At 73.4% G+C, this 23,019-nt stretch carries 21 protein-coding genes; 9 read left to right on the top strand and 12 right to left on the bottom strand.

Annotation, left to right across the window (positions count from 1 at the left end):
* Positions 1 to 273 precede the first annotated feature (273 nt).
* On the top strand, positions 274 to 1,296 hold the full coding sequence (locus MFF04_RS02380; protein ID WP_238273892.1) for a right-handed parallel beta-helix repeat-containing protein: 1,023 nt from the start codon (positions 274 to 276) through the stop codon (positions 1,294 to 1,296).
* 207 nt (positions 1,297 to 1,503) lie between these two features.
* Positions 1,504 to 1,791: a hypothetical protein gene (locus tag MFF04_RS02385; RefSeq protein ID WP_238273893.1), complete on the top strand. Its 288-nt coding sequence runs from the start codon at positions 1,504 to 1,506 to the stop codon at positions 1,789 to 1,791.
* Positions 1,792 to 1,856: 65 nt separating this feature from the next.
* On the opposite strand, the gene MFF04_RS02390 is transcribed toward MFF04_RS02385, so the two are convergent.
* The 5 genes from MFF04_RS02390 to MFF04_RS02410 form a co-directional block, all read right to left on the bottom strand.
* On the bottom strand, positions 1,857 to 2,489 hold the full coding sequence (locus MFF04_RS02390; RefSeq protein ID WP_373319940.1) for a MarR family winged helix-turn-helix transcriptional regulator: 633 nt from the start codon (positions 2,487 to 2,489) through the stop codon (positions 1,857 to 1,859).
* Between the two features lie 181 nt (positions 2,490 to 2,670).
* Entirely contained in the window at positions 2,671 to 3,033 is a 363-nt protein-coding gene (locus MFF04_RS02395) for a response regulator (protein ID WP_238273924.1), read from the bottom strand.
* Between the two features lie 152 nt (positions 3,034 to 3,185).
* Positions 3,186 to 4,442 carry an adenosylmethionine--8-amino-7-oxononanoate transaminase gene (locus tag MFF04_RS02400; RefSeq protein WP_238273894.1) on the bottom strand — a complete coding sequence of 419 codons (1,257 nt, stop codon included), beginning with the start codon at positions 4,440 to 4,442 and terminating at the stop codon, positions 3,186 to 3,188.
* A 43-nt stretch (positions 4,443 to 4,485) separates the two neighbouring features.
* Positions 4,486 to 4,710 (bottom strand): hypothetical protein, encoded by a 225-nt coding sequence (locus MFF04_RS02405; RefSeq protein WP_238273895.1) that lies wholly within the window; start codon positions 4,708 to 4,710, stop codon positions 4,486 to 4,488.
* Between the two features lie 83 nt (positions 4,711 to 4,793).
* Positions 4,794 to 5,726 carry an SLAC1 family transporter gene (locus tag MFF04_RS02410; protein WP_283206339.1) on the bottom strand — a complete coding sequence of 311 codons (933 nt, stop codon included), beginning with the start codon at positions 5,724 to 5,726 and terminating at the stop codon, positions 4,794 to 4,796.
* 230 nt (positions 5,727 to 5,956) lie between these two features.
* On the opposite strand from MFF04_RS02410, the gene MFF04_RS02415 reads away from it, so the two are divergent.
* Together MFF04_RS02415 and MFF04_RS02420 are read left to right on the top strand one after the other, a co-directional pair.
* On the top strand, positions 5,957 to 7,075 hold the full coding sequence (locus tag MFF04_RS02415; RefSeq protein WP_238273926.1) for an aminotransferase class I/II-fold pyridoxal phosphate-dependent enzyme: 1,119 nt from the start codon (positions 5,957 to 5,959) through the stop codon (positions 7,073 to 7,075).
* Between the two features lie 96 nt (positions 7,076 to 7,171).
* Positions 7,172 to 8,299 (top strand): asparaginase, encoded by a 1,128-nt coding sequence (locus MFF04_RS02420; RefSeq protein ID WP_373319939.1) that lies wholly within the window; start codon positions 7,172 to 7,174, stop codon positions 8,297 to 8,299.
* Between the two features lie 279 nt (positions 8,300 to 8,578).
* Here MFF04_RS02420 and MFF04_RS02425 read toward each other — a convergent pair whose 3' ends face one another.
* Together MFF04_RS02425 and MFF04_RS02430 are read right to left on the bottom strand one after the other, a co-directional pair.
* Positions 8,579 to 9,676 carry an OmpA family protein gene (locus MFF04_RS02425; protein WP_238273896.1) on the bottom strand — a complete coding sequence of 366 codons (1,098 nt, stop codon included), beginning with the start codon at positions 9,674 to 9,676 and terminating at the stop codon, positions 8,579 to 8,581.
* A 119-nt stretch (positions 9,677 to 9,795) separates the two neighbouring features.
* Positions 9,796 to 13,215: an acyl-[ACP]--phospholipid O-acyltransferase gene (locus MFF04_RS02430; protein WP_238273897.1), complete on the bottom strand. Its 3,420-nt coding sequence runs from the start codon at positions 13,213 to 13,215 to the stop codon at positions 9,796 to 9,798.
* Between the two features lie 221 nt (positions 13,216 to 13,436).
* Between MFF04_RS02430 and MFF04_RS02435 the strand changes: the two genes are divergently transcribed.
* The gene (locus tag MFF04_RS02435) at positions 13,437 to 14,081 is read left to right on the top strand and encodes a TetR/AcrR family transcriptional regulator (RefSeq protein ID WP_238273898.1); all 645 of its coding nucleotides are present in this window, start codon (positions 13,437 to 13,439) and stop codon (positions 14,079 to 14,081) included.
* A 20-nt stretch (positions 14,082 to 14,101) separates the two neighbouring features.
* Entirely contained in the window at positions 14,102 to 14,671 is a 570-nt protein-coding gene (locus MFF04_RS02440) for a pyridoxamine 5'-phosphate oxidase family protein (RefSeq protein ID WP_238273899.1), read from the top strand.
* Positions 14,672 to 14,678: 7 nt separating this feature from the next.
* On the opposite strand, the gene MFF04_RS02445 is transcribed toward MFF04_RS02440, so the two are convergent.
* Positions 14,679 to 15,809 (bottom strand): DUF2125 domain-containing protein, encoded by a 1,131-nt coding sequence (locus MFF04_RS02445; protein ID WP_238273900.1) that lies wholly within the window; start codon positions 15,807 to 15,809, stop codon positions 14,679 to 14,681.
* 219 nt (positions 15,810 to 16,028) lie between these two features.
* On the opposite strand from MFF04_RS02445, the gene MFF04_RS02450 reads away from it, so the two are divergent.
* On the top strand, positions 16,029 to 16,217 hold the full coding sequence (locus MFF04_RS02450) for a hypothetical protein (protein WP_238273901.1): 189 nt from the start codon (positions 16,029 to 16,031) through the stop codon (positions 16,215 to 16,217).
* Positions 16,218 to 16,220: 3 nt separating this feature from the next.
* Here the strand turns inward: MFF04_RS02450 and MFF04_RS02455 are convergent, their stop codons facing one another.
* Positions 16,221 to 17,717, bottom strand: a complete 1,497-nt coding sequence (locus MFF04_RS02455) for an OpgD/OpgG family glucan biosynthesis protein (protein WP_238273928.1) — start codon at positions 17,715 to 17,717, stop codon at positions 16,221 to 16,223.
* Positions 17,718 to 18,105: 388 nt separating this feature from the next.
* On the opposite strand from MFF04_RS02455, the gene mdoH reads away from it, so the two are divergent.
* Positions 18,106 to 19,989, top strand: a complete 1,884-nt coding sequence (gene mdoH / locus MFF04_RS02460) for a glucans biosynthesis glucosyltransferase MdoH (RefSeq protein WP_238273902.1) — start codon at positions 18,106 to 18,108, stop codon at positions 19,987 to 19,989.
* Between the two features lie 11 nt (positions 19,990 to 20,000).
* Here mdoH and MFF04_RS02465 read toward each other — a convergent pair whose 3' ends face one another.
* Together MFF04_RS02465 and MFF04_RS02470 are read right to left on the bottom strand one after the other, a co-directional pair.
* Positions 20,001 to 20,471, bottom strand: a complete 471-nt coding sequence (locus MFF04_RS02465) for a hypothetical protein (RefSeq protein WP_238273903.1) — start codon at positions 20,469 to 20,471, stop codon at positions 20,001 to 20,003.
* Positions 20,472 to 20,579: 108 nt separating this feature from the next.
* Positions 20,580 to 21,782: a trans-sulfuration enzyme family protein gene (locus MFF04_RS02470; protein WP_238273904.1), complete on the bottom strand. Its 1,203-nt coding sequence runs from the start codon at positions 21,780 to 21,782 to the stop codon at positions 20,580 to 20,582.
* 73 nt (positions 21,783 to 21,855) lie between these two features.
* Between MFF04_RS02470 and MFF04_RS02475 the strand changes: the two genes are divergently transcribed.
* Positions 21,856 to 22,377, top strand: a complete 522-nt coding sequence (locus tag MFF04_RS02475; RefSeq protein ID WP_238273905.1) for a TspO/MBR family protein — start codon at positions 21,856 to 21,858, stop codon at positions 22,375 to 22,377.
* Positions 22,378 to 22,433: 56 nt separating this feature from the next.
* On the opposite strand, the gene MFF04_RS02480 is transcribed toward MFF04_RS02475, so the two are convergent.
* Entirely contained in the window at positions 22,434 to 22,991 is a 558-nt protein-coding gene (locus MFF04_RS02480; RefSeq protein WP_238273906.1) for a DUF4337 domain-containing protein, read from the bottom strand.
* Positions 22,992 to 23,019: the final 28 nt, after the last annotated feature.

Raw genomic sequence — 23,019 nt, forward strand, 5'->3', positions numbered from 1 at the left:
CCGGGGCGGGCTCTCGTGTGGAGGGCGCCCTCACCGCCGCGCGGCGGGGGAGCGCTCGTCCCGGCCCCCGCGGAGCCCGCGCGCAAGGCCGGCTCTCAGGCGGAGGCCGGGCGGGTAATTCGGGCGGGGCGGAGGCCGTGGCGGCCGCAAGGCGCGTTCATGGGGAGCGCTTCTAGCAGCCGCTCCCCGCCCGCGCCAGCACGGCGGGGACGCCATCTGGCCCCGGTATTGAATCGATTCTAGACAAGGCGCGGGGGCGGAGGAGCTCAGCGGTTGAGGGGGACACGGACGGTCTTCGCGGCGGCGGTCGCCGCGATGCTCTCGGGCCCGGCGGCGGCGCGCGCGAGCGAGTCCGCTCCCCGGGCGCCGGCCTGCGACGGGGCGACCCGCGCCGCGATCCTGGCACCGGCGACGCCCGGCGAGGCGCCCTTCCCGCTGACCTGCAGCCTGCGCCTCTCCCCCGAGGACAAGGTCACGCGCCGGCTCCTCATCGAGGGCAACGCCGGCTCCGGCGTCGAGATCGACTGCAACGGCGCCACCATCGGCCGCCCGACCATGCTGCCGGCCTTCGGCGAGTTCGTGGTCGAGATCCGCTCGAAGCGGCGGGAGGCCGGGCCGGACGCGCCGGTGCGCTGGGAGCGGCCGACCGACGTCAGCCTCAAGCACTGCACCATCCTCGGCCACATGCGGGTCTGGGGCATGGGGCTCAACGGGCAGGGGCCGGCGCTGCGCGCCTCCTCGCGGGCGCTCGGGCACACGGAGCGGGCGCAGGCGGCGGCGCCGACGCGCATCACGATCCTCGATTCGACGCTGACCGGGCTTGGCGGCATCCCGCTCTACGTGGCGCCCGGCGTGACGGCCTTGAGCCTGCGCCACTCGCAGATCACCGGCGCCTCCCGCTCGGTCGCCGTCTATCTCGACGCCGAGAGCGCGCGAAACACCATCGAGGACAACAGCTTCGACATCGACACCGCCCGCGAGGTCGTCGCCGTCGACGGCTCGGCCGGCAACCGCATCGTCGGCAACCGCTTCGCGCTCAGGGGCGAGCGCGGCATCAACCTCTACCGGAACTGCGGCGAGGGCGGCACGATCCGCCACCAGACGCCCTCCGACAACCTCATCGCCGACAACCGCTTCCGCTACACCGGCTTCTGGCGGCCGGACCCGATCAAGGTCGGCTCGCGCGAGGGCTGGCGCCTCTACTGCGCCGAGGATTCCGGCTATCCCTTCGGCAGCAGCGCCGACAACGGCGACAACGCCACCGGCAACGTCCTCTCGGGCAACGTCACGGAATGAGGCGCCCCGTGCGCAGGCCGGCCGATCGGACGCGCGCGGCCGCCTGAGCCGCGGTTCCATCCGGCCAGGACGACGGACTCACAGGTTTTTTCGAGCCGGCTCGCCACCTTTCGCAAGCTCGGCCGTTGGAGACCTGCGGTTCCTGCGCCGGCGACGCGACGGCACGACGACGGAGGGTCGCGCAACCAAGAATCAGGAGTTCCCGCCATGAAGAAGTTCCTGCTCGCCGCGGGCCTCGCGCTCTCGGCGCTCACCGTCTCCGTGCCCGCCGACGCGCAGGGCCTCGTGGGCGGCGCCCGCCGCGGTGCGGCCGAGGGCGACCGCGTGGGCGGCCCGGTCGGCGGCGTCATCGGCGGTGCCGTCGGTGCCGGCGTCGGCACCGTCAACGGGGCGCTGGGCATCGATCCCGGCCGGCGCGCCTACCGCACCGACCTGCGTTCGCGCCGCGGCTACCACCACCGCCGGCACCATCGCCATCACCGGCACGCCCGCTGAGCGAACCGGGCGGCCGGGCCCGGCCCCGGCCGCCTCCCGAGCAGCCGCGCGCTTGCGGGCCCCGGCTAGAGCGTCTGCTCCAGGGCCGGCGCGTCGTCGGCGTCGTCGTCGCGCCCGTCGAGATCGGGCTCGGGCTCGTGGCCCTCGATGCCGGCAGCCTCGGCGAGGTTGGCGGCCGAGCGGCGAAGCAGCTTGCGCAGGCGCCGCCGCTCGCGGTTGTCGAAGCCTTCGAGAAGCTCGGCCTCGACGTCGTCCCAGATGCGCTCGATCGCCTCGGCCTTGGCGAGCCCCGTCTCGGTCAGGCGCACTCGCACGAGGCGCCCGTCCCCGGCCTCGGTGTGGCGCTCGACCATGCCGAGCGCCGAGAGGCGGGTGATGGTCTTCGAGGCGGTGGGCGGGCGCACCCGCAGGGTCGCGGCGAGGTCGCCCATGGTCATGGTGCCGGCGGCCGCCAGCGCCTGCACCACCTGCTCCTGGCCGGCGAAGAGGCCGAGCGCCCCGAGCCGGTCGCCGATGCGGGCGCGATGGAGGCGGGCGGCCTGCACCAGGGCCCAGCCGACGCTCTTCGAGCCCGGCGGGCGCAGGCGCTTGGCCTTGCTCTTCATGCCCGCGCCGTCGCGGCCCCGCTTGAGCTTGATCTGCGAGTCGCCGCCAAGTCCGCCGCTCACCACGCCGCCCCGTTCGTCACCCGCCGACAGCAGCGCCGGCTCGTTCTGCGAGGACGACATGGTGCACTCCCTGGCCGATCCCTGCCAAGCGTTCCGCACCCTTGCGATGGGGAGCGCCGAAGACCCGCCTCCGTAGGGAGGCGGGCTCGGATCGAGGGCAGTGCCGCCTTCGCGTGACGCGGCGATGACAGCCGGCAAAAATGCCCGCGCCTCAGCGGCGCATCAGCTCCCGCAGGATCTCGAGGATGTCCTCGCCGGAGCAGGGGCGGGAGACGAAGCGGGCGCCCGGCGGCATCCGCTCCGGATCGGGCGCCGCCCGGCCGGACACGATCAGGATCGGCAGCTCGGGCCGGGCCTCCGCCACGGAGTTGGCGAGCTCGAAGCCGTTGGCGCGGCCCGAGAGTTCCACGTCGGTGACGAGGCCGCAGATCTCCGGCCGCGTCTGCAGGATGCTCAGCGCCCGCTCGGCGGAGGCGCATTGCACGGTCTCGTAGCCGCCGTTCTCCAGAACGTCGCCGAGGTCCATGATCGTCAGGGCCTCGTCCTCGACGAGAAGGATGACGGGGCGGTCCATCTCGCTGGCCTGACCCTCGGTGAGGTCGGCGGCAGCGGGCGTGGTGTCGGGGCTCGTCGGCTCGCGCGTCACGTTCTTGTGTCCCCTCAGACTCTGGCGGCGTGGCTGTCGTGAGCCCAACGTCGAGAGCAAGCCCGGGTTGCAGGCGGCGTTCAGGCGCGGTTCATCGCCTCGGCGGCGGCGCGGACCGTCTCCTCGATCAGCCGCGCGAGGTCCGCCTCCGGGACGCTCAGCGCCGGCGTCAGGTAGAGGATGCGGCCGAAGGGGCGCACCCAGACGCCCCGCTCCACCAGCCGCCGCTTGAGCCCGGCGAGATCGGGCGGAGCCTCGAACTCCACCGCGCCGATGGCCCCGAGGCAGCGCACTCCGGCGATGCCGGGCCGGCCGGCGAGGGACGCGAGCCCCTCCCGCAGCCGGGCCTCGATGGCGCGGGCCTGCGCGAGCCTCGGCTCGGTCTCGAACAGGTCGAGGCTGGCGTTCGCTGCGGCGCAGGCGAGCGGGTTCGCCATGAAGGTCGGCCCATGCATCAGCGCCGCGGCGGGATCGTCGGAGAGGAAGGCTTCGAACACCTCCCGGCTCGCGACGGTCGCCGCCAGCGCCAGGGTGCCGCCGGTGAGCGCCTTCGACAGGCAGAGGATGTCGGGCACGATTCCCGCCTGCTCGCAGGCGAACAGGGTACCGGTACGCCCGAAGCCGGTGAAGATCTCGTCCAGAATCAGCGGCAGCCCGTGGCGCCGGGCGAGGCGCGCCACGGTGGCGAGCGTCTCGGGTTCGTGCATGAGCATGCCGCCCGCCCCCTGCACCAGGGGCTCGACGATCACCGCCGCGAGCTCCTCGCGGTGGCGCGCCAGCGTCGCGTCGAGAGCGTCGGTCTCCGCGGCTCTGCGTGGCAGGTCGCAGAAGACCTGGGCCGGCAGGTAGGCGCCGAAGCGGCGGTGCATGCCCTCCTCCGGGTCGCAGGCCGACATCGCGCCCATCGTGTCGCCGTGGTAGCCGCCACGGAAGGCGAGCACCCGCGTGCGGCCCGTAACGCCCCGGTTCAGCCAGAGCTGCACCGCCATCTTGAGGGCGACCTCGACGGCGACCGAGCCGGAATCCGTGAAGAACACGTGGTCGAGCGTGCCCGGCAGCAGCGCCGCCAGCCGCGCCGCCAGCCGCTCGGCCGGGGCGTGGGTGAGCCCGCCGAACATCACGTGCGGCATCGTTGCGAGCTGGCCCGAGAGGGCTTCCGCGATGTGGGGATGGTTGTAGCCGTGCACCGCCGTCCACCAGGAGGCGATGCCGTCGATCAGCTCGCGCCCGTCGGCGAGGACGATCCGCGAGCCGTGGGTCCGCACCGCCTCCAGCGGCGGGTCGGCGGTCCTCATCTGGGTGTAGGGCCGCCAGAGATGATGGGACGCGCGCGTCATCCCGGCGGGATGGGCGCAGGGCGCCCTCGAGTCAAACCGCCCGCTACCAGCGCATCGAGCGGAAGCGGCAGGTGCGTCCCTGGTCCTGATAGCCCGGCGGGCAGCGGCGGACGCAGGCGCCGGCCGCGAACTTGAGCGGCGGCCGGCAGGCCGAGCGCATCTGCCGCTCCTCGTACTGATAGGATTGCGCGGGCCCCGCGAGGGCCGGCGCCGCCGCGACGAGCGGCAGGGAGGCGAGGGCGAGGGCGGAGAGGGTTCGAAGGGGCATCGTCGGGTCCCGGAGCGCGGTCGGCGGGCAACGCGCGCCATCCGCCTTCGGTTCGCCGCCGCGGCCTCCGGGTCCCTGCGGCGTCAGCCGGAGACGAGCCGGCCCCGGACCAGAAGGGCGAGCGTCCGGAGGGCGATCCAGCCGATGATGAGATTGGCCGCCGCGAAGAGCGGCAGCGCGAGCGCCGCGCTCGGCCCGTCGAGCCCCCGCTCCGTCAGGCGAAGGGCCGCCAGCGGCAGCGCCGAGACGCCGAAGGTGTAGGCCCAGGCCCCCGGCGCGAAGGGCTGCTCGCGCAGCCAGGGCACCATCCGCAGGGTGACCAGCGCGTGGAGCAGCGCGTAGCCGAACAGGATCTGCGCGAGCCGGTCCGGCGGCCCGTCCGTGACGGCCAGATAGGCGACGCAGGCCACGGCGGGCGGCGCGAGATGCAGGCCGAGGGAGGCGCGCAGGCTCACCGGGAGCGTCCGCAGGATCAGGCGGTGGACGACGACCGATTCCATGGTCAGCCAGGACAGGAGGCCGGCTCCGAAGAACAGCAGGCCCAGGTCCTTCATGCCGAAGGCGGCGCAGGTCATCGCCGCCACGAAGCCCCCGCCGACGGTGGGCATGTAGAGGATCGGCGTCGTCGCCTCGGGCGCGCGCCCGCCCATCCAGAGGCTGCCGATCCCCCAGGCGGCGAACAGCGTGCCCCCCGCGAGGCCCGCCAGCGCCATGGCCCAGGCCGGGGCGGGCCAGTGGGGCGCCAGCGCGATGGCGGCGATCATCGTGGCGGTGGGGACGAGGGAGGCGAAGAAGGCCCCGGTCGGGTCGCGGGCCTCCGCGAGCACACGGTCGCGGTCGTGGAACCAGCGCAGGGCGTAGAAGCCGAGCCAGGCCGCCCAGACGAGCACGCTGGCGAGGGCGAGCGCTTCCCCGACGACGCCCGGCGCCAGCCCGAGCCGGGCGGCGGTGCGCCAGCCGTTGCCGAGGCCGCCGAGACCGAGCACCATGCCGAAGAAGGTGGCGGGCACCTGCATGCGCGGCCACCATCGCCGGGCGCGTCCGGATGGCAACGAGGGCGATCTGCGGCCGGGCTCGTCCGATACGCCTGACATCCCGCTGATCCCGCCCCGCTCCAAGCCGTGCCGAGGCCTGCCTCTACCGCGCGACGCGCCGCGGGCGAACGACGATTTCGCCGCCGCCGCCGGGGCCAGAGCCGCCCGGAGAGACCTTGACTCTTCCCGGCCTCGCCGCCTTCACACGGCCGATGTCCGCCTCCCTCGAACGTTTCGCGCAGGCCAAGCTCGCCGATCTCGACGCCGCCGCGCTCCGCCGCCGGCTCGCCGTCACCGTGCGGGGACCGGGGGCCGAGGCGGAGCGCGAGGGACGCGCCCTCGTCTCCTTCTCCTGCAACGACTATCTCGGGCTCGCCCGCGACCCCCGCGTCGTCGCGGCGGCTCGAGAGGCCGCCGCCCGCTACGGGGCCGGGGCCGGCGGCTCGCGGCTCGTGACGGGCAACCACCCGCTGCTGCCGGCGCTGGAGGCGCGGCTCGCCCGGCACAAGGGCAAGGAGGCGGCGCTCGTCTTCGGCAGCGGCTACCTCGCCAATCTCGGCATCACCCCGGCGCTGGTGGGGCCCCGCGACCTCGTGCTCGTCGATGCGCTGGCCCATTCCTGCCTCTGGGCGGGGGCGCGGATGTCGGCGGCGGCCGTGCTGCGCTTCCCGCACAACGACGTCGCGGCCCTGGAGGCGCTCCTCGAGCAGAACCGGACGGGCCGCGAGCGGGCGATGATCCTCACCGAGCGGGTGTTCAGCATGGACGGCGACCGCGGGTCGGTCCCCGAGATCCTGGCCCTCGCCGAGCGCTACGACGCCTGGACCCTCGTCGACGACGCCCACGGCCTCGGCGTCGTCGAGCCCGGCGAGCGGGCGCCCCTGGAGATGGGCACGCTCTCGAAGAGCCTCGGCTCCTACGGCGGCTATCTCTGCGCCAGCCGGGCGGTGATCGACCTGCTGACGAGCCGGGCACGGAGCTTCGTCTACACCACCGGCCTGCCGCCGGCCTCGGCGGCCGCCGCCCTCGAAGCGCTGACGATCCTGGAGGCCGAGCCCGAGCGCGCCGCCCGGCCGCTCCGGCTCGCCCAGCGCTTCACCGCCCGGCTCGGACTGCCGGAGGCGGAGAGCGCCGTGGTGCCGATCCTCGTCGGCACGGCGGAGGACGCGCTGGCGCTCTCCGCCGCGCTCGAGGCGCGAGGCTTCCTCGTCGTGGCGATCCGGCCGCCGACCGTGCCCGCCGGTACGGCGCGCCTGCGGGTCGCCTTCTCCGCCGCGCATGGCGAGGCGGAGGTCGACGCCCTGGCCGAGGCGATCGCGGCGCTGCGCTGAGGCTGGCCGTCCCCCGCTTTCGCCCGGCCGGGCGCCGTTCTTGCCTGCGGATCGGCGTGGCCTACGATCCGCCGCGCCGACTCCGAAAGGTCTCCGATGCAGGCACTCCTCCGCGTCCGACGCGCCGTCCTCGCCCCGATCCTCGCGATGCTCGCCCTCGGCGGCCCGGTCTTCGGCAGTCCGGTCCTCGCCCGCGAGATGCCGGAGGCCGGAGCGGTCGAGGCGCAGGTGCAGCGCAAACCGCGGGTGGTGATCCTGGCCACCGGCGGCACCATCGCCGGGGCGGGCGCGGACGCGGCCAACAGCGCCACCTACCAAGCCGCCAAGGTGCCGGTGGACAAGCTCATCGCCGCCGTGCCCGCCCTCGGCAACGTCGCCGAGGTGCGCGGCGAGCAGGTCTTCCAGATCGCCTCGGAGAGCCTCACCGACGCCGACCTCGTGACGCTGGGCAAGCGCGTCTCCGTCCTGCTCAAGCGGGACGACGTCGACGGCGTGGTCGTCACCCACGGCACCGACACCCTGGAGGAGACGGCCTTCTTCCTCGATCTCACGGTGCGCAGCGACAAGCCGATCGTGGTGGTCGGCTCCATGCGCCCCGCCACCGCCCTCTCGGCGGACGGCCCCCTGAACCTCCTCGACGCGGTCACCGTCGCCGCGAGCCGGGAGGCCGCCGGCAAGGGCGTGCTGGTGACGATGAACGACCAGATCCACGCCGGCCGCGACGTGACGAAGCGGGTCAACGTCGTGCCGAGCGCCTTCGCGAGCCAGTGGGGCCCTCTCGGCATGGTGGTGGAGGGGAAGACGTACTTCTTCCGCTCGTCGGTGAAGCGCCACGGGACCACCTCGGAGTTCGATATCGAGGCGATCGACGCTCTGCCGCTGGTGGCGATCGTCTACGGCTCCGGCACCATGTATCCCGGCGCCTACCGGGCCGCGGTCGAGGCCGGCGCCGGGGCGATCGTGCACGCGGGCACCGGCAACGGCTCGGTCGCCGGCTACCTCGTCGACACCCTGAAGGACATCCGCGCGAAGGGCACGCTGATCGTGCGCGCGTCCCGCGTCGGCGACGGCATCGTGCTGCGCAACGCCGAGCAGCCCGACGACACCTACGACTGGGTGGTCGCCCACGACCTCAACCCGCAGAAGGCCAAGATCCTGACCGCGGTCGCCCTGACGAAGACACGCGACACGCGCGAGCTGCAGCGCCTCTTCTGGGAGTACTGAGCGACGCGTGTTTCCCGGCAAGGCCCGCGTCTTCCGACCGGCCGTCCCCGAACCCTTCTCACCCCTACCCGTTGCCCTTCCGTCTCACCGGCGGGAACGGTCGGGACGGTGAGGCCGGGACCGGGTTGCTGAGAGACCGCCGATGAACCGCACGTGGCGATCATGCTGGCCTGCGGCCGCCCCTACGGGACCTTCCTGCGATGGATCAGGTCCCCGTCCGGCGTCCTGCCGGACGGATTGACAGGGCGGGCCCCGGCCTGAACCGGGGCCGAGCCTCGCCTACTGCTTGACGAGTTCCACCCGGCGGTTCTTCGCCCGTCCGTCGTCGGTCTCGTTGGTGGCGAGCGGCGAGGCCATGCCGACGCCCTGAGGCACGAGGCGCCCGGCCTGAACGCCTTGAGCGGCAAGCGCCTTCACCACCGCGTCCGCCCGGCGGCGGGAGAGGTCGATGTTATAGTCGAGCGCGCCCTGGTTGTCGGTATGGCCGACGATGAGGGCGCGCACCCCCGGCGCGCCCTTCAGGTAGCCGGCAAGCTCGGTGAGCTGGGGCTGGCTCTCCGGCTTGATCTCGGCCTTGGCCGTGTCGAACAGGATGGAGTAGAGCGCGACGCGGCCGTCCCGGTCGAGCCCTTGGGCCACGGCCGCCGCCTTGACCGTCTCCATGCGCTGCTCGCGGACCGCCATCTCCACGGTGACGACGAGGGCGACGAGCCGGCCGACCCAGGCGTGACAGTTCGAGCCGGCGCTGACGTCGCCGACGTTCCAGACCAGCACCGCCGCCTTGCCGGCGCCCTTGCCGAGATCGAGCAGGGTGTAGCGCTGACCCGAGCGGCCTTCCTGGAGGACGCATTCGGTCCAGGGCCCGGCGACCATGTCGTAGGGGTAGAGCATGTGGAGGAGACCGGTCTTGCTACCGCCGGAGCGGGCGGAGTTCACGGCCGAGCCGCCGCACTCGTCGCGGCTGCACTCGTAGAGGACGCTGCCGCCTCCCTCCTTCACGACCTGCTGGTAGCCGCGCACCACCTCGAGCGCCGAGCGCCCTTCCGGCAGCAGGTAGCTCATGCGCGTCACCCGCCCCTCGACCGTGAGCGGCGCCGGCGGCAGGTAGATGTCGTTGTTGTGGGCGTCGACCTTGTCGCCGCGCCGCTCCAGGGCCGCGTTCGGCAGCGCGATCTCGTCGAAGGCCGCCGCCTTGCTCTCGAGCAGGATGCCGTCGGCGTAGCGGGGCAGCACCGCCGCGTCCCTGGCGCCCGGCGCGTCGCCCGGCGGGATGGCGCCGGCCTTGAGCGGCGGCGGAGCCGGCGCGGGTTTCGCGGGCGCCCGCTGCTGCGCGAGCGCGGGAGACACGGCGAAGAGCGCCGCGCAGAGAAGAGCCAATCGTCTCAAGGTCCACCCCCATGGTCCGGCCGGCAAGAGCGAGTCGCCGGCCGCAGAGAGCCCTTGAATACTGCATGTCCGCAATATCCCCGTGCGGCGACGCACGGGGATATCAATCTTCAGGCCGCGGCGGGGGCCGAGGCCTCGGCCCGCTCGCGGGCGAGCTTGTTGACGGAGACCTGATCGACCTTGCCGGTGCCGAGCATCGGCAGCTTGTCGAGGACGACGACCTCGGCGGGGATGGCGATCTCGGTGGCGCCGCGCCCGCGGGCGAAGCCCTGGTAGTCGGCCCGCGTGGCGCCCTTCTTCTCCGTGAACAGGATCAGGCGCTCGCCCTTGCGGGGGTCGGGCACGGCCGCTGCGGCGCTCGGCGCGTCGGGCCAGAGATCGGCGGCGAGCGCCTCGATCGCGGCGAGCGAGACCATCTCGCCCGCGACCTTGGCGAAGCGCTTGGCCCGGCCCTTGATCGTCACGAAGCCGAGGGGATCGAGGGTGACGATGTCGCCGGTGTCGTGCCAGCCCTCCGGCGGCGGCTCCAGCACGCCGGGCTTCTCGGCGCGGAGATACCCGAGCATGACGTTCGGGCCCTTCACGGAGAGGCGCCCGCCCTCCTCGATGCCGGGGACCGGCTCCAGGCGATGCTCCAGCCCCGGCATCAGCCGGCCGACGGTACCGAAGCGGTTGAACATCGGCGTGTTGAGGGCGACCACCGGCCCGCACTCGGTGACGCCGTAGCCCTCCAAGATGCGCAGCCCGAATTTTTCCGAGAAGGCGCGGCGCGTGGATTCCTTGACCGCCTCGGCGCCGGCCAGCACGTAGCGGATCGAGCGCAGGTCGTAGGGATGCGCCGCCCGCGCGTATCCGGTGAGGAAGGTGTCGGTGCCGAACAGGATCGTCGCGTTCGAGCCGTAGATCAGCTCCGGCACGATCCGGTAGTGCAGCGGCGAGGGGTAGAGGTAGACCGGCACGCCGGAGACCAGCGGCAGCACGAGGCCGACCGTCAGCCCGAAGGCGTGGAACACGGGCAGCGCGTTGAAGACCTTGTCGGTGCGCCCGAAATCGATGCGGGCGGCCGCCTGGGCGACGTTGGCGAGGAGGTTGCGGTTGGCCAGCACCACGCCCTTCGGCGTGCCCTCCGAGCCCGACGTGAACAGGATCGCGGCCGGGTCGTCGCCCTTGCGCTCCACCAGGGGCCGGCGAGCGCCGAGGAGCCCGCGCAACTTGTCGGCGAGGGTGATCTCGGCGCGAATGTCCTCCAGGTAGACGAGCTCGACCTCGCCCTCGATCGCCTCGATGAGGGACCCGAGCCGCCCCTTCTCGATGAAGGCGCGGGAGGTGAGCACGGTCCTCACCTCTGCAGCCTTGCAGGCGGAGAGGATGTTGGCGGGCCCGGCGGAGAAATTGATCATCGCCGGCACGCGGCCCGCGGAGGCCAGCGCGAAGAAGGTTGCGGCGGCGCCGTTGGCGTTCGGCAGCATCACGCCGACGGGGCGGCCCTCGGGGGCGAAGCGCATCAGCTTGCGCCCGAGCACCGTGGCGCCCGTCACGAGGCGGGAGTAGCTCAGCGAACCCGTCACCGGGTCCTCCACGGCCGTGCGGCTCCAGCCGTGGCGGTCGCCCGCCTCGATCAGGGCGTCCATCACGCCCCGGTCGATCGGCATGGTGCGGAACACGAGGTCCGACATGATGCCGTAGAGGGCCGCACCCGCCGCCTGGCGGCGGGCCTTGCCCTTCAGGCCCGGGTCGACCTCGGGGCGGACGGGCTCGAGGATCGTCACGACCACCTTCGGCCACCAGCGGCGGCGGACCTGCCGGCGGGAGAGACGCGAGAAGGCGGTCTGCTCCAGGCCCTCGATGCGCACGGGCACCACCGGCGCGCCGGACTTGTCGGCGATGAGGCCGGCGCCGTCATAGACCTTCATGAGGCTGCCGGTGACGGTGAGCCGCCCCTCGGGGAAGATGATGAGCGTCTCGCCCGCCTTCACGGCGTTGATGAGGGTGCGGGTGGCGAGCGGCCGCGTCGGATCGAGGGGCATCGCCTTGGTGATCTTCAGGAAGGGCTTCACCCACCAGGCCTTGGCGATGGTGTGGTCGATGGCGAAGACCGGCTCCTGCTCCAGGAGCGAGAGGGCGAGCGGCGCGTCGAGGAAGGAGACGTGGTTCAAGGCCACGATGGCGTTCGGCCCGGCCTTCTCGAGGTTCTCGATGCCCCGGACCTCCAGGCGGTAGAAGGCCCGGAACAGGATCGAGAGGAAGTCGCGGAAGGGGCTCGTCGGCAGCACGGCGAGGATGATGCCCGCCGCCAGCAGGTTGAGGATCGAGATCCCGGCGATGAGCGCCGCCGTCGAGAGGCCGGCGCCCTGGAGAACGGCGAGGCTCACCGTGCCTGCGACCATGAAGGCGGCGGTGAGCACGTTGACCGCGCCGATCACCCGGGCGCGCTTGGCCTTGTCCGTCCAGGCCTGCACGGCGGCGAAGGAAGGCACGATGTAGAGGCCGCCCGCCACCGCGAGGCCGAGGAAGTCGATGGCGACGTGCAGGCCCGTGCCGCTCGCGATGAAGGCCATCGCGCCGACGGCCTCGCCGGAGGCCGGCGGCAGGCCGGCGACCACGCGGGCGAGGTCGAGGCCGAACAGGCCCATCAGCACCGCGCCGACCGGGGTCGGCAGCAGCACGATGCGTCCGCTCGACAGCCAGGAGGCCAGCCCCGAGCCGAGCGCGATGCCGACCGAGAACACCGCGAGCAGCAGCGTCACCACGGTCTCGGTGCCGTTGAGCGCGCTCTTCACCAGCACCGGCAGCAGCGACAGCACCACGACGCCGACGAGCCAGAACCAGCTCACGATCACCGAGCCGCGCCACAGCCGCGTGTCCGCCCAGATGTCGCGCAGCAGCGCGGCGGTGGAGCGGGCGACGTTCGGGTCGACCCGGAGGCCCGGATCGCCCTCGCCGGTGCGGGGGATCATCCGCGCGGAGAGCCAGCAGAGCACCGCGAAGACCATCACCAGCGCCGCGAAGGCGCCCCCGGTGCCCCCCGCCGCCGAGGCGAGGCCCGCGGTGATGGTGCCCAGCAGGATCGCGAGGAAGGTCGCGCCCTCGACCAGCGCGTTGCCGGCGGGCAGCTCCTCCCGCTTCAGGTGGTCGGGCAGGATGCCGTACTTGATCGGGCCGAACAGCGCCGCGATCACCCCGAAGAGGCCGAGCGCCACGAACAGCACCGGCACGGAATGGAGCACGAAGCCGAGCATGGCGATGCCGGCGGCGAAGATCTCCGCGAACTTCAGGCGCCGCGCGATCAGCGCCTTGTCGTAGCGGTCGGCGAGCTCTCCGCCGAGGCCGGAGAGGATGAAGAACGGGCCGATGAAGACGGCGCTCGCCAGCGTCACGAGGACGCCGGGATCGGCAGCGCCCTCCGTCGCGACCCGGTAGAGGATCAGGAAGGCGAGCGCGTTCTTCAGGAAGTTGTCGTTGAAGGCCGAGAAGAACTGGCACCAGAACAGCGGCGCGAAGCGGCGCGCGCCCATCAATGATCGGAACATCGTCGTCTCCCCGGCTGCCCCGGTCCGGTCTGGCGGGCATCACTGCCCGCCGCTCGGAAGCGCGTCAAATCGCGACCCGCGAGGGCACGCGGCGATTTGAACGTCGTGCAAATAGTTGACGGCCATCGTGCTCGCCCGCAAGACCGCTCTTGCACATCGTGCAAAACCGCGGGTTCGCCGGGTGCGGCCGCGCACCGGGTTTCAGCGGGGGAGGGCGCGGCATGACGGGAGCGGCGAGGCCGAAGGCCGACACGCGGCGCCGCGGCGCCGGACCGCGGGGCGAGCTGGACCGGGAGGCCTTCGTCGGACGGGTGGTCGCGGCGGCGGAGGCGATCGCCCGCGTCGAGGGCCTGCGGGGCCTGGGGATGCGGCGCCTCGCGGCGGCGATCGGCTACGCGCCGAACTCGATCTATCACGCGGTGGGCGATCTCGATCAGGTGGTGCTGCGGGTCAACGCCCGCACCCTCGAGCGCCTGCACGACGCGCTCTCCGCGGCGCTCGCCTTGCATCGCGACCCCCGCGAGGCGGCCCTCGCCATGGCCGAGGCCTATCTCGCCTTCGTCGCCCGCGAGCCGCGCCTGTGGGGGCTCGTGTCCGAGCACGCCCTGCCGCCCGGCGCGGCCTTCCCCGACTGGTACGAGGCGGCGCTCGCGGGGACGACGGGGCTCGTCGACGCGGCGCTCGGGCCCCTGATCCCGGATGCCGAGGAGCGCCAGCGGGCGGTCGCCGCCCTCTGGGCGAGCCTGCACGGGCTCGCCTCGCTTTCCGCCTCCGGCAAGCTCGCGGTGCTGACCCCGGAGCCGCCGGAGCGGCTCGGGCGGCTCCTCGTCGCGCGGTTCCTCGACGGGACCGGGCGGGAGGCTTAAGCCTTCGTCCGGAGGATCGGATGGCCAAGCAGTTCCCGGCGCTCGACGCGCGCCTGACCGGCATCATCGAGCGGCAGCACGTGTTCTTCGTGGCGTCCGCCGCGCCGGGTGCGCGCGTGAACCTGTCGCCCCGAGGCACGGAGGCGCTGCGCATCCTCTCGCCGAACGCCGTCGCCTATCTCGACCTGACGGGCAGCGGCAACGAGACCGCCGCGCATCTCAAGGCCGACGGGCGCCTCACCCTGATGGTCTGCGCCTTCGAGGGGGCGCCGGTGATCCTGCGGCTCTACGGGCGGGGGCAGGTGCTGGTGCGGGGCGGCGCGGCCTACGCGGCGCTGCTGGCGGAGGCCTTCGGCGGGGTCGAGCCCCGCGGCGCGAGGCAGATCGTGCGCCTCGACTTCGATCTCGTGCAGACTTCCTGCGGCTACGGGGTGCCGTTTTTCGAGTTCCGCGGTCCGCGGCCGGGGCTCGCCAACTGGGCGGCCTCGAAGACCGACGCGGAGCTCGACGCCTACCGGCGGCAGAAGAACGCGACCAGCCTGGACGGCCTGCCGACCGGCCTGTTCGAGGACGAGACGCGGGAGGCGTGAGCGCCGCTCAGTAGAGCGGCGTCAGCGCCACGTTCGGCACCACGAAGGGGCCGAGCGTCATGCGCCCTTCCGCGAACTTGAGGGGCGGCAGCGCCTTCAGCGGCGTGCCGCCCGCCTGCGGGGCGGCATCCTCCGCCGGCGCGCCGAAACTCTTGTTGCCCAGGAGCTTCCCGACGAGGCCGCCGATGAGCGCGCCCTTGTCGGCGCCGAGCTGCCGGCCGACCACCTGGGTCACCAGGGATTCGAGCCCGGCGGTGCGCAGGTCGAGCTTGCCCATCAGGCGGTGGGCCTCGTCGAGCCCGAGGCTGCCGCGGGCCTGGAGGCGGCTGTCGCCCTTCACGACGGAGAGAAGCGCCACGTCGAGGCTGCCCCCGGCCTGACGCCAGCGCTCCAGCTCCTGATCGAGGCGGCCGGTGCGCAGGCTCGCCGCGCGGTTGATCGTGGCATCGAGAGCGAGATCGGCCGGTGCGCCGCTCCCGGCGAGCGCGTCGATCAGGGGCAGCGCGACCTCCTTGGCCGAGAGGTTCACGTCCACGGCGCCGTCCGTCTCGAAGCGGCCGGGCGTCGGCCTCGCGTGGGTCTCCAGATGGCGGACGGAGAAGGTGACGGGCTCCGGCGCCGCGCCGGTGACGCTGCCGCGAGGCCTGTCGGCGACCAGAGAGACGCGGCTGAAGCCGCCCGAGGCGCCGTGGAAGCTGCCCTCGAGCTTGTCCCAGGTCGCGTCGGCGGTGAGCTCCCCCTGTTGGACCTTGAAGGGGCCGCCGATCTCGAAGATGGCGTGGCGCGGGGCGTAGACCTGCACCAGCGCCGTCACCGGCCCGAGGCTGAAGCGCCCGTCCGAGCGGGCGAAGGCGAGGCTCGCGCAGCGCAGCTCCAGGCGGAACGGGAAGCCGGTGAGCGAGCGGTCGGCGCAGGTCCATTGCCGTCCGGCCGTCGCCTCCGCGGCGAGCCAGCCGTCGATCTCCCGCTCGGCGCGGGCGCGGATCATGAACCAGGCGACCGTCCAGACCAGGGCGAGGGCGGCCAGCAGGATGTAGGGCAGGAACAGGCCTCGGCGGGAGCCGGCGGGCTTGGCGGTCGCGGCACCGGTGGCCGCGCCGGAGGCGGGGTCGTCGTTCCGTACGGGTCCCTGCGCCATTCCCGTCTCCTTCGAGGGCGTTCGAGGCGGCCCCTGTGGCAGCGCATCGCGGCCGGCGCAAGGCAGCCCAAGGGCGGGTGGCCCCGCCGCCGGTGGTCGTGACCGGGCTCGGACCTTCACGGCCAAGCTGACACCGTGCTGCCCCCGGCCGGCCCAACCGTGGCCTTGCCCGATCCCTAGCGTCGCGGGGTTCAGGAACCCACGCGCGAGGCAGACGCCATGCCGACAGCCGACGCCCACATCACTGAGGGCCATCTCCAAAGTTCCGTCGCGGCGGCGCTGCATACCATCGCGCAGGTCCGCCGGGAGCGGGAGCACGCCCCGATCCACGCCGCCCGGCTCTGCCTCGCCGAGGCCCACGGCGCCGCGCGCCTGCGCAAGCGCCTGGCGCGGGACGCGCCGGTCTGAGCGTCAGTCCGCCACCGCGTCCCAGGTCTCGCTGACGGGGCGGCGGTCGAGGACGAGATGGGCGCGCAGCACCACATCGCCCGGCGGTAAGGTCTTCGGCGGCCGCCACTCCACGTAGAGCCGCCAGCCGCCGATCTGCGGCACCACCTCGACGATGGGCTCGACCATCTGCCCGGTGCTCGCCGAGACCACTGCGGTGACCGCCGCGTCGGCGTTGCGCGGCAGGCGGGCGCCGGCGAAGTCGATTGCGTAGAAGCGCCGGTTCGGCTGCGGCGGGTGCAGGGGCCGCAGGCGCTCGGCGGAGCCTGAGCGGGCCGAGACCACGCGGGCGAGCTCGCCCGAGAGGCCCGGCGCCGGCTCCTCGCCGACCGTCGTCAGCGTGTAGTCGAGCGCCAGCCGCCGGCCCGGCTCGATCGCGTCCTTGGGCACGAAGGAGGCGACGATGTTGTCGACCCACTCCTCCCGCGACGGGATCTCCAGGAGCTGCACGGCGCCCGGCCCGAACCCGGCATTGCCGGCCCGACCCGGCACCGGCTCGACATAGAGCCCCGGCCGCGCCTCGTGGCGGGCCTGCACGTCGAGATAGGCCATGAAGTCGCGCTGGCGCTGCAGGAGGCCGAAGCCGGTGAGCGGATCGGCGGAGAAGCTCGAGACCTGCGTGGCCTTGCGCTCGTTCACAAGGGGCCGCCACAGGCGCTCTCCCGGCGTCGCCACGACGAGGCCGTCGGAATCGTGGACCTCGGGGCGGAAGTCGTCGAAGGGCTGCGCGCCGCGCACGCCGGGCCCGTTCTGGCCGTACTGGAACATGCTCGTGAGCGGCGCGAGGCCGAGGCGCTCGATGCGCTTGCGGGGAAAGAGCGCTGCCGTGACCGTGATGCGGGTGGTGTCGCCGGGCTCGACCACGAATCGGTAGGCGCCCGACAGGCTCGGCCCGTCGAGGAGCGAGAGGATCGTGAGGCTCTTCTCCGACTCGTCGGGCTCGCAGATCCAGTGGGCGGTGAAGTCCGGAAATTCTTCCGGCGCCGGGAGGCCGGTGCCGACAGCGATGCCGCGGGCCGACAGCCCGTACTCTTGCGTGCGGCCGCGGACGCGGAAGTAGGAGGCGCCGAGGAAGACCAAGAACTCCTCCTGGAAATCCGGCCGCCCCCGCTCGAAGGCGTAGTGCAGGCGAAAGCCGGCGAAGCCGAGCTCCGGCGGAAAGCTCTTGCCCTCCAGCGGCTTGCCGAGATCGAACTGCCCCGAGGCGTAGCCGAGGCGGCGCGGGGCGCCGTCGCGGGGCTGGAGGAACAGGTCGACGCGCTTCCTCTGCAGGAAGCCCCGGTGGAAGAGCTGCACAGAGTAATGCCGCCCGAGCTTCGGGGCCGCGTCCTTGCGGAAGCGGATCATCCGGTAGGCGTCGTAGTCGAGGCGGGCGAGGTCGGCGGGCAGGTCGTCCGGCGCCGGGGCGTAGGGGGCGGCCCCGAGCCCTTCCGCCAGGGAGGTCAGCGCCTCGAAGGTCATCGGACCGGCCTCGCCGCGGGCCGCGATCGCCTCGGCGGAGCCCGCGGCCATCGTTCGGGCGGCATTCAGGTCGATGGCGCTAGGCAGAAGCGTCCCCGCCGCAGCGGTGAGAGCCGTCCGCAGAACGGCGCGGCGCGAGGGAGGATCGGTCTCCGGGACCGGCCCGTGGGAGTTCAGGGGGGTGGATGCGGCGGCCGTGCTCCGGCCGTCCCGACACGTCCCGTCCCCGGTCGATCCCGTCATCCGCTCGTCTCCCCCGCCCGCGTCGGTCCTGTCGCCCACGGTTCGTACCGGTCCCGGTTCCAGGTTCCAAGTCGCGTCCCCGACGCTTTCCATGTCGCGTCCCCGACGCCTCAAGTCCCGCGTTCGCCCCGAGGCCCAAGGCTCCATGTCCAGCTCCCCGCTCCTGCCCGAGGCGCCGGCTCTCGAGATCCCGGCCGAGGCGCCGTCCACTCGTCCCTCCGGCCTCGAGGCCTGGCAGCGGGGCGGCCGCTGGGCCCTGCTCTGGCGGCGGCTGGCGCTCGCGGTGCCGACCCTCGCCACGGGCGGGCTGATCGCGGCGCTGGCCTTCTCGGCCTACGAACCGCCGCGGGGCTGGCTCGCGGGCAGCGTGCTGGCGCTGTTCTGCCTGGTGATGGCCTGGCAGTCCTTCGTCGCCTGGCAGTACGTCTACGGCCTGATCGCCACGCTCCTCGGCGACCGCGCCCTCTCGGTGCTGGAGCGCCGCTCCTCGAGCGTGCCGACCCGCGCCTCGGGCCTCAGCCGCACGGCGGCGGTGGTGGCGATCCACGCCGAGGACGCGGTGGCGGTGTTCGCGGCGCTGCGCGTCATGGCCCGCTCGCTGGCCCGCGAGGACCGGCGCGGCGACGACATCGACCTGTTCGTCCTCTCCGACACCCGCGACGGCACGATCGCCGCGGTGGAGGAGCACGAGTTCGCCCGGTTCGAGGCGTGGCGGCGCACCGCCGGCCCCGGCATCCCGCGCATCCGCTACCGCCGCCGGCAGGAGAACACCGGCCGTAAGGCCGGCAACATCGCCGAGTTCTGCGCCACCTACGGCGCCGAGTACGACTTCATGATCGTGCTCGACGCCGACAGCCTGATGACCGGCGCCGCGATGCGCCGCCTCGTGCGGCTGATGGAGGAGAGCCCCCGCGTCGGGCTGATCCAGACCGTCTCCTACGCCGCCGGCCGCGACACCCTGTTCGCCCGCATCCAGCAGTTCGCCGTGCGCCTCTACGCGCCGCTGGCGCTGCGCTGCCTGGAGACCTGGCAGGGGCCGGACGGCTCCTACTGGGGCCACAACGCCATCATCCGGGTCGATGCCTTCGCGCAGAACGCGCAGCTTCCCGTGCTGCCGGGGCGCGCCCCGCTCGGCGGCGAGATCCTCTGCCACGACATCGTCGAGGGCGCCTTCCTGCGCCGCTCCGGCTGGGAGGTGCGGCTGCTGCCAGAGATGGGCGGCACCTGGGAGGAGATGCCGACGAACCTCGTCGACCTGCTGGGCCGCGAGCGCCGCTGGTGCCAGGGCAACCTCCAGCACCTCAGGGTGCTGCCGATGGCCGGGCTCCTGCCCGCCAGCCGCTGGCATCTCCTCGTCGGCATCCTGTCGTACTGCGTGCTGCCGGCCTGGATCGCCTTCCTCGCCGCCGGCACCCTGCTCGCGGCGCGGACCGGCGAGCTCGGCCTCCTCGGCTACGGGCTCACCGGCCACGGCCCGGCCGCCCTGGCGCTCGCCGCCCTCACCGTCGCGGTGCTCGCCCTGCCGAAGCTCCTGAGCCTCGGGCACGTGCTTGTCTCGCCGGAACGGCGGGCGGCCTTCGGCGGGACCGCCTCGCTCCTGAAGAGCGCGGCGCTGGAGCAGCTCGTCTGGGTGATTCTCTGGCCGGTGATGACCTTGTTCACGGCCGGCGCCGTCATCTCGACCTTCTTCGGCCGGGTGGTGCGCTGGGACGTGCAGGTCCGCGACGATCGCCAAGTGCCCTGGCGGGAGGCGATCCGCCTCCAGGCCGACGCGCTGATCGTCGGCGCGGTGCTGGCGGTCGGCCTCGTCTTCGCGGGCGATCCTTGGCTCGCCCTGTGGATGGCGCCGCTGGCCTTCGCGCTGCTGACGAGCCCGGCCCAGAGCGTGCTCACGAGCCGGGCCGATCTCGGCCGCCGGGCCCGCGCCCACGGCCTGTTCCTCACCGCCGACGACACCGCGCAGGCTCCCGAGCTCGCCGAGCTCGCCCAGGGGCGGCTGGCTCCGGTCGCGGCGCCCCGCGCCGGCTAGGCGGACCGCGCCTACTTCTTGTCGAGCACCTCGATCGGGTTGGTGCGCTGGTTCGGCGACGGCTCCTTGGTCAGCGCACTCGGCGTGCCCTCGGTGGACTTGGACCCGTCCTTCGGGCTGCCCGGCCCCGTCGCGCCCGCGCCGGAGGGCTGGGTCGGCACGGTGCCGCTGGCGAGCTCCAGGCAGGTCACCATCTCGACGTAGGACGGGTAGCCCCCGGCCTCGAACTGCCTGGCGCACTGCGCCTTGGCGGGCGCCGTGTAGTCGCCCCAGCGCCGCTGCGCCTCGGCCCTGGCGTCCCGCTCCGAGCGCAGGCAGCCATCGCGGCTCGTCTGGTCGCTGACGCCGAGATTGGCGGCGGTGGCGCTCTTGCAGGTCTTCTCGATGTCGAGCTTCGGCGGCCCGTCCGCCCGCGCGGTCGCGGCGGAGAGGCAGAGCCCGGCGAGAGCGAGGGCGAGGGGAAGGCGTGGCGTGCCCGTCATGATCCGGCTCCGTGCTGAGCGGCCGGGACATCCGCCCGGCGAAATCTCACCGGCACAACGCGGATCGCGGCGGGAGGGCACGCCCGGCCGCGAATTTTTCGCGCGTGGTCAGCCATGCGCGCCCCGCAGCGCCGCGTCGAGATCGGAGAACAGGTCATCCACGGACTCGATGCCGGTCGAGAGCCGCAGCAGGTCCGGCGGGCAGGGCGAGCCCTCGCCCTCGATCGAGGCCCGGTGCTCGATGAGGCTCTCGACGCCCCCGAGGGAGGTCGCCCGCTTCCACAGTCGCACCCGCGCGGCGGCGGCGACGGCGCCGGCCTCGCCTCCCGTCACGCGGATCGAGAGCATGCCGCCGAAGCCGCCCTCCATCTGGCGCCTCGCGATCGCATGGCCGGGGTGGGAGGGCAGGCCGGGATAGAGCACCTCGGCGACGTGGCCGTGCCCGGAGAGCCTCTCGGCGAGCGCCAGGGCGCCGGCCGATTGCGCCGCCGCCCGCAGGTGGAGCGTGCGCAGGGAGCGCATCAGCAGGTAGGCCTCGAACGGCCCGAGGATGGCCCCGCCCCCGGCCCGGATCGCCGCGATCCGCCGCCAGAGCGCGTCGTCGCGGGCGCCGGCGACGACGCCGGCCACCACGTCCGAGTGCCCGTTCAGGATCTTGGTGGCCGAGTGCATCACGAGGTCGGCGCCGAGCGCCAGCGGCCGGGTGTGGACCGGGCTCGCCGCGGTCGAGTCGACGGCGAGCACCGCCCCCGCCGCGTGGGCGGCCTCGGCCGCGGCGGCGATGTCCGTCACCGTCCAGAGGGGGTTGCCCGGCGTCTCGATCCAGACGAGGCGGGTCCGGCCGGGGCGGATCGCCGCCGTCAGGGCCTCGAGATCGGTGGAATCGGCGAAGTCGACGCCGATCGATCGGCGCGGCAGCTCCTCCCGCAGCCAGCGCCGCAGCGCCCAGTACATGACGCGGGGCGCGACCACGTGATCGCCGGGCTCCAGCGCCCCAAAGATCGCGGTCGCCGCCGCCATGCCGGAGCCGAACAGCATGGCGCCGGCCTGCGCCCCCTCCAGCATGGCGAGGACGGCCTCCGCCTCGCGCACCGTGGCGTTGTCGGGGCGGGCGTAGGAGAAGCCCGAGCTGTAGCCGTTGTCGGGATCGCGCAGGAAGGTCGTCGAGACGTGGAGCGGCGCCACGACCGCCCGCGTCACCGGGTCGACCCCGCCCATCGCCTGCGCGGCGAGGCTGCGGGGCGAGAATCCGGTGCGCCCGGCGTCCTTCGCCGCATCCTCGGCGGTTTCCGGCGCGTTGGGGTGTGTCATGAGGCTTCGCCGCCCGCTCGTTCCAGGTGGCCCGGCCTGACATGCCGGACCGCCCCTTCGCAAGGATCCCCTCATGCAAGCGACACAGACGGATCCCGCGCGGGTGCCGGCCCTGCGCCCCCTGCCGCGCCTGCTCGTCGCCGTGCTGCCGGTCGCGGCGACGTCCTTCCTCGGCTCGATGGCGACCCGGCCCGAGATCCCGACCTGGTACGCGAGCCTGAACAAGCCCTGGTTCAACCCGCCCGACTGGGTCTTCCCCGTCGCCTGGACGGTGCTTTACGCGATGATCGCCGTCTCGCTGTGGCGGCTTCTCGGAGCGCGGCCCGCCACGGGCTCGGCCCGGCGGGGCTGGTGGCTGGCGCTCGCCGCCTTCGCCGCGCAGCTCGCCCTCAACGCCGCCTGGACGCCGGTGTTCTTCACCGCCCACGCCGTCGGCGCCGCCCTCGTCGTCGTCGCGGCGCTGCTGGTGATGGTGCTCTGGACCATCCGCCTCGCCGTCCCCTTCGACCGCCCGGCGGCCTGGCTGCTGGCGCCCTATGCCGCCTGGGTCTCCTTCGCGACGCTCCTCAACGCCACGATCCTGCGCCTGAACTGATCCGGCCGGGACGCAGGGTTAACGAAGAGTTTTCACGGGAAACGGCGACGCTTGTCTCAGTGGAACAGATGCAGGGCGTGCGGCGCGAAGAAGCCGAAGCCGAGCATGACGGCGCCCGCGATGCCGAGCAGGCCGCCCGCGAACATCAGGGCGGCGATGCCGGTGATGACCTCGGCGGACGCCAGCACGATGCCGATCTGGAAGGCGGCGGACGCCAGCTCGTAATGGTGGTAGCGCTCCAGCGAGAGGTCGCGCTTGGCCTGAGCGGCCTTCGCCTTCTCGGTCAGCTCCTTGCGGCCCTCGCCGGTGGAGGGCTCCGATTCCCAGCGGGCCATGGTCTTCGCCCACTCGGCGCGCTTGGCCGCGATCGCCTCCTGGCCCGGCCCCGGCGGCAGCAGCGCCACCGCCTCGTCGGCGGTCTTCAGCACGGTCGAGCGGATGGTACGGGCCTGGAAGTAGGCCCACTGGTTCGAGGCCTCGATGTTGGCCGAGAGCGCATCCGTCTGCGCGGCCTTGCCCAGCGTCTCGCTGAAGGCGAGGAACAGGGCCAGCACCGAGATCAGCAGCGCGACGCGCTTGTTCGAACCCTCGACCGCACCGTGACCGCCCGACATCGCCGCCTCCCCGATTCCCGGCGGGGAG

It is taken from the genome of Methylobacterium jeotgali (assembly GCF_022179345.1).
In the GTDB taxonomy this organism is placed as follows: Bacteria; Pseudomonadota; Alphaproteobacteria; order Rhizobiales; family Beijerinckiaceae; genus Methylobacterium; species Methylobacterium jeotgali.

What these genes read in the sequence shown, in the direction of transcription:
- MFF04_RS02385 (WP_238273893.1), top strand. Translation starts at nt 1,504, where the DNA reads ATGAAGAAGTTCCTGCTCGCCGCGGGCCTCGCGCTCTCGGCGCTCACC.
- MFF04_RS02395 (WP_238273924.1), bottom strand. Translation starts at nt 3,033, where the DNA reads ATGGACCGCCCCGTCATCCTTCTCGTCGAGGACGAGGCCCTGACGATC.
- MFF04_RS02400 (WP_238273894.1), bottom strand. Translation starts at nt 4,442, where the DNA reads ATGACGCGCGCGTCCCATCATCTCTGGCGGCCCTACACCCAGATGAGG.
- MFF04_RS02405 (WP_238273895.1), bottom strand. Translation starts at nt 4,710, where the DNA reads ATGCCCCTTCGAACCCTCTCCGCCCTCGCCCTCGCCTCCCTGCCGCTC.
- MFF04_RS02410 (WP_283206339.1), bottom strand. Translation starts at nt 5,726, where the DNA reads ATGCAGGTGCCCGCCACCTTCTTCGGCATGGTGCTCGGTCTCGGCGGC.
- MFF04_RS02415 (WP_238273926.1), top strand. Translation starts at nt 5,957, where the DNA reads ATGTCCGCCTCCCTCGAACGTTTCGCGCAGGCCAAGCTCGCCGATCTC.
- MFF04_RS02420 (WP_373319939.1), top strand. Translation starts at nt 7,172, where the DNA reads ATGCAGGCACTCCTCCGCGTCCGACGCGCCGTCCTCGCCCCGATCCTC.
- MFF04_RS02430 (WP_238273897.1), bottom strand. Translation starts at nt 13,215, where the DNA reads ATGTTCCGATCATTGATGGGCGCGCGCCGCTTCGCGCCGCTGTTCTGG.
- MFF04_RS02435 (WP_238273898.1), top strand. Translation starts at nt 13,437, where the DNA reads ATGACGGGAGCGGCGAGGCCGAAGGCCGACACGCGGCGCCGCGGCGCC.
- MFF04_RS02440 (WP_238273899.1), top strand. Translation starts at nt 14,102, where the DNA reads ATGGCCAAGCAGTTCCCGGCGCTCGACGCGCGCCTGACCGGCATCATC.
- MFF04_RS02445 (WP_238273900.1), bottom strand. Translation starts at nt 15,809, where the DNA reads ATGGCGCAGGGACCCGTACGGAACGACGACCCCGCCTCCGGCGCGGCC.
- MFF04_RS02450 (WP_238273901.1), top strand. Translation starts at nt 16,029, where the DNA reads ATGCCGACAGCCGACGCCCACATCACTGAGGGCCATCTCCAAAGTTCC.
- MFF04_RS02455 (WP_238273928.1), bottom strand. Translation starts at nt 17,717, where the DNA reads ATGACCTTCGAGGCGCTGACCTCCCTGGCGGAAGGGCTCGGGGCCGCC.
- mdoH (WP_238273902.1), top strand. Translation starts at nt 18,106, where the DNA reads ATGTCCAGCTCCCCGCTCCTGCCCGAGGCGCCGGCTCTCGAGATCCCG.
- MFF04_RS02465 (WP_238273903.1), bottom strand. Translation starts at nt 20,471, where the DNA reads ATGACGGGCACGCCACGCCTTCCCCTCGCCCTCGCTCTCGCCGGGCTC.
- MFF04_RS02470 (WP_238273904.1), bottom strand. Translation starts at nt 21,782, where the DNA reads ATGACACACCCCAACGCGCCGGAAACCGCCGAGGATGCGGCGAAGGAC.
- MFF04_RS02475 (WP_238273905.1), top strand. Translation starts at nt 21,856, where the DNA reads ATGCAAGCGACACAGACGGATCCCGCGCGGGTGCCGGCCCTGCGCCCC.
- MFF04_RS02480 (WP_238273906.1), bottom strand. Translation starts at nt 22,991, where the DNA reads ATGTCGGGCGGTCACGGTGCGGTCGAGGGTTCGAACAAGCGCGTCGCG.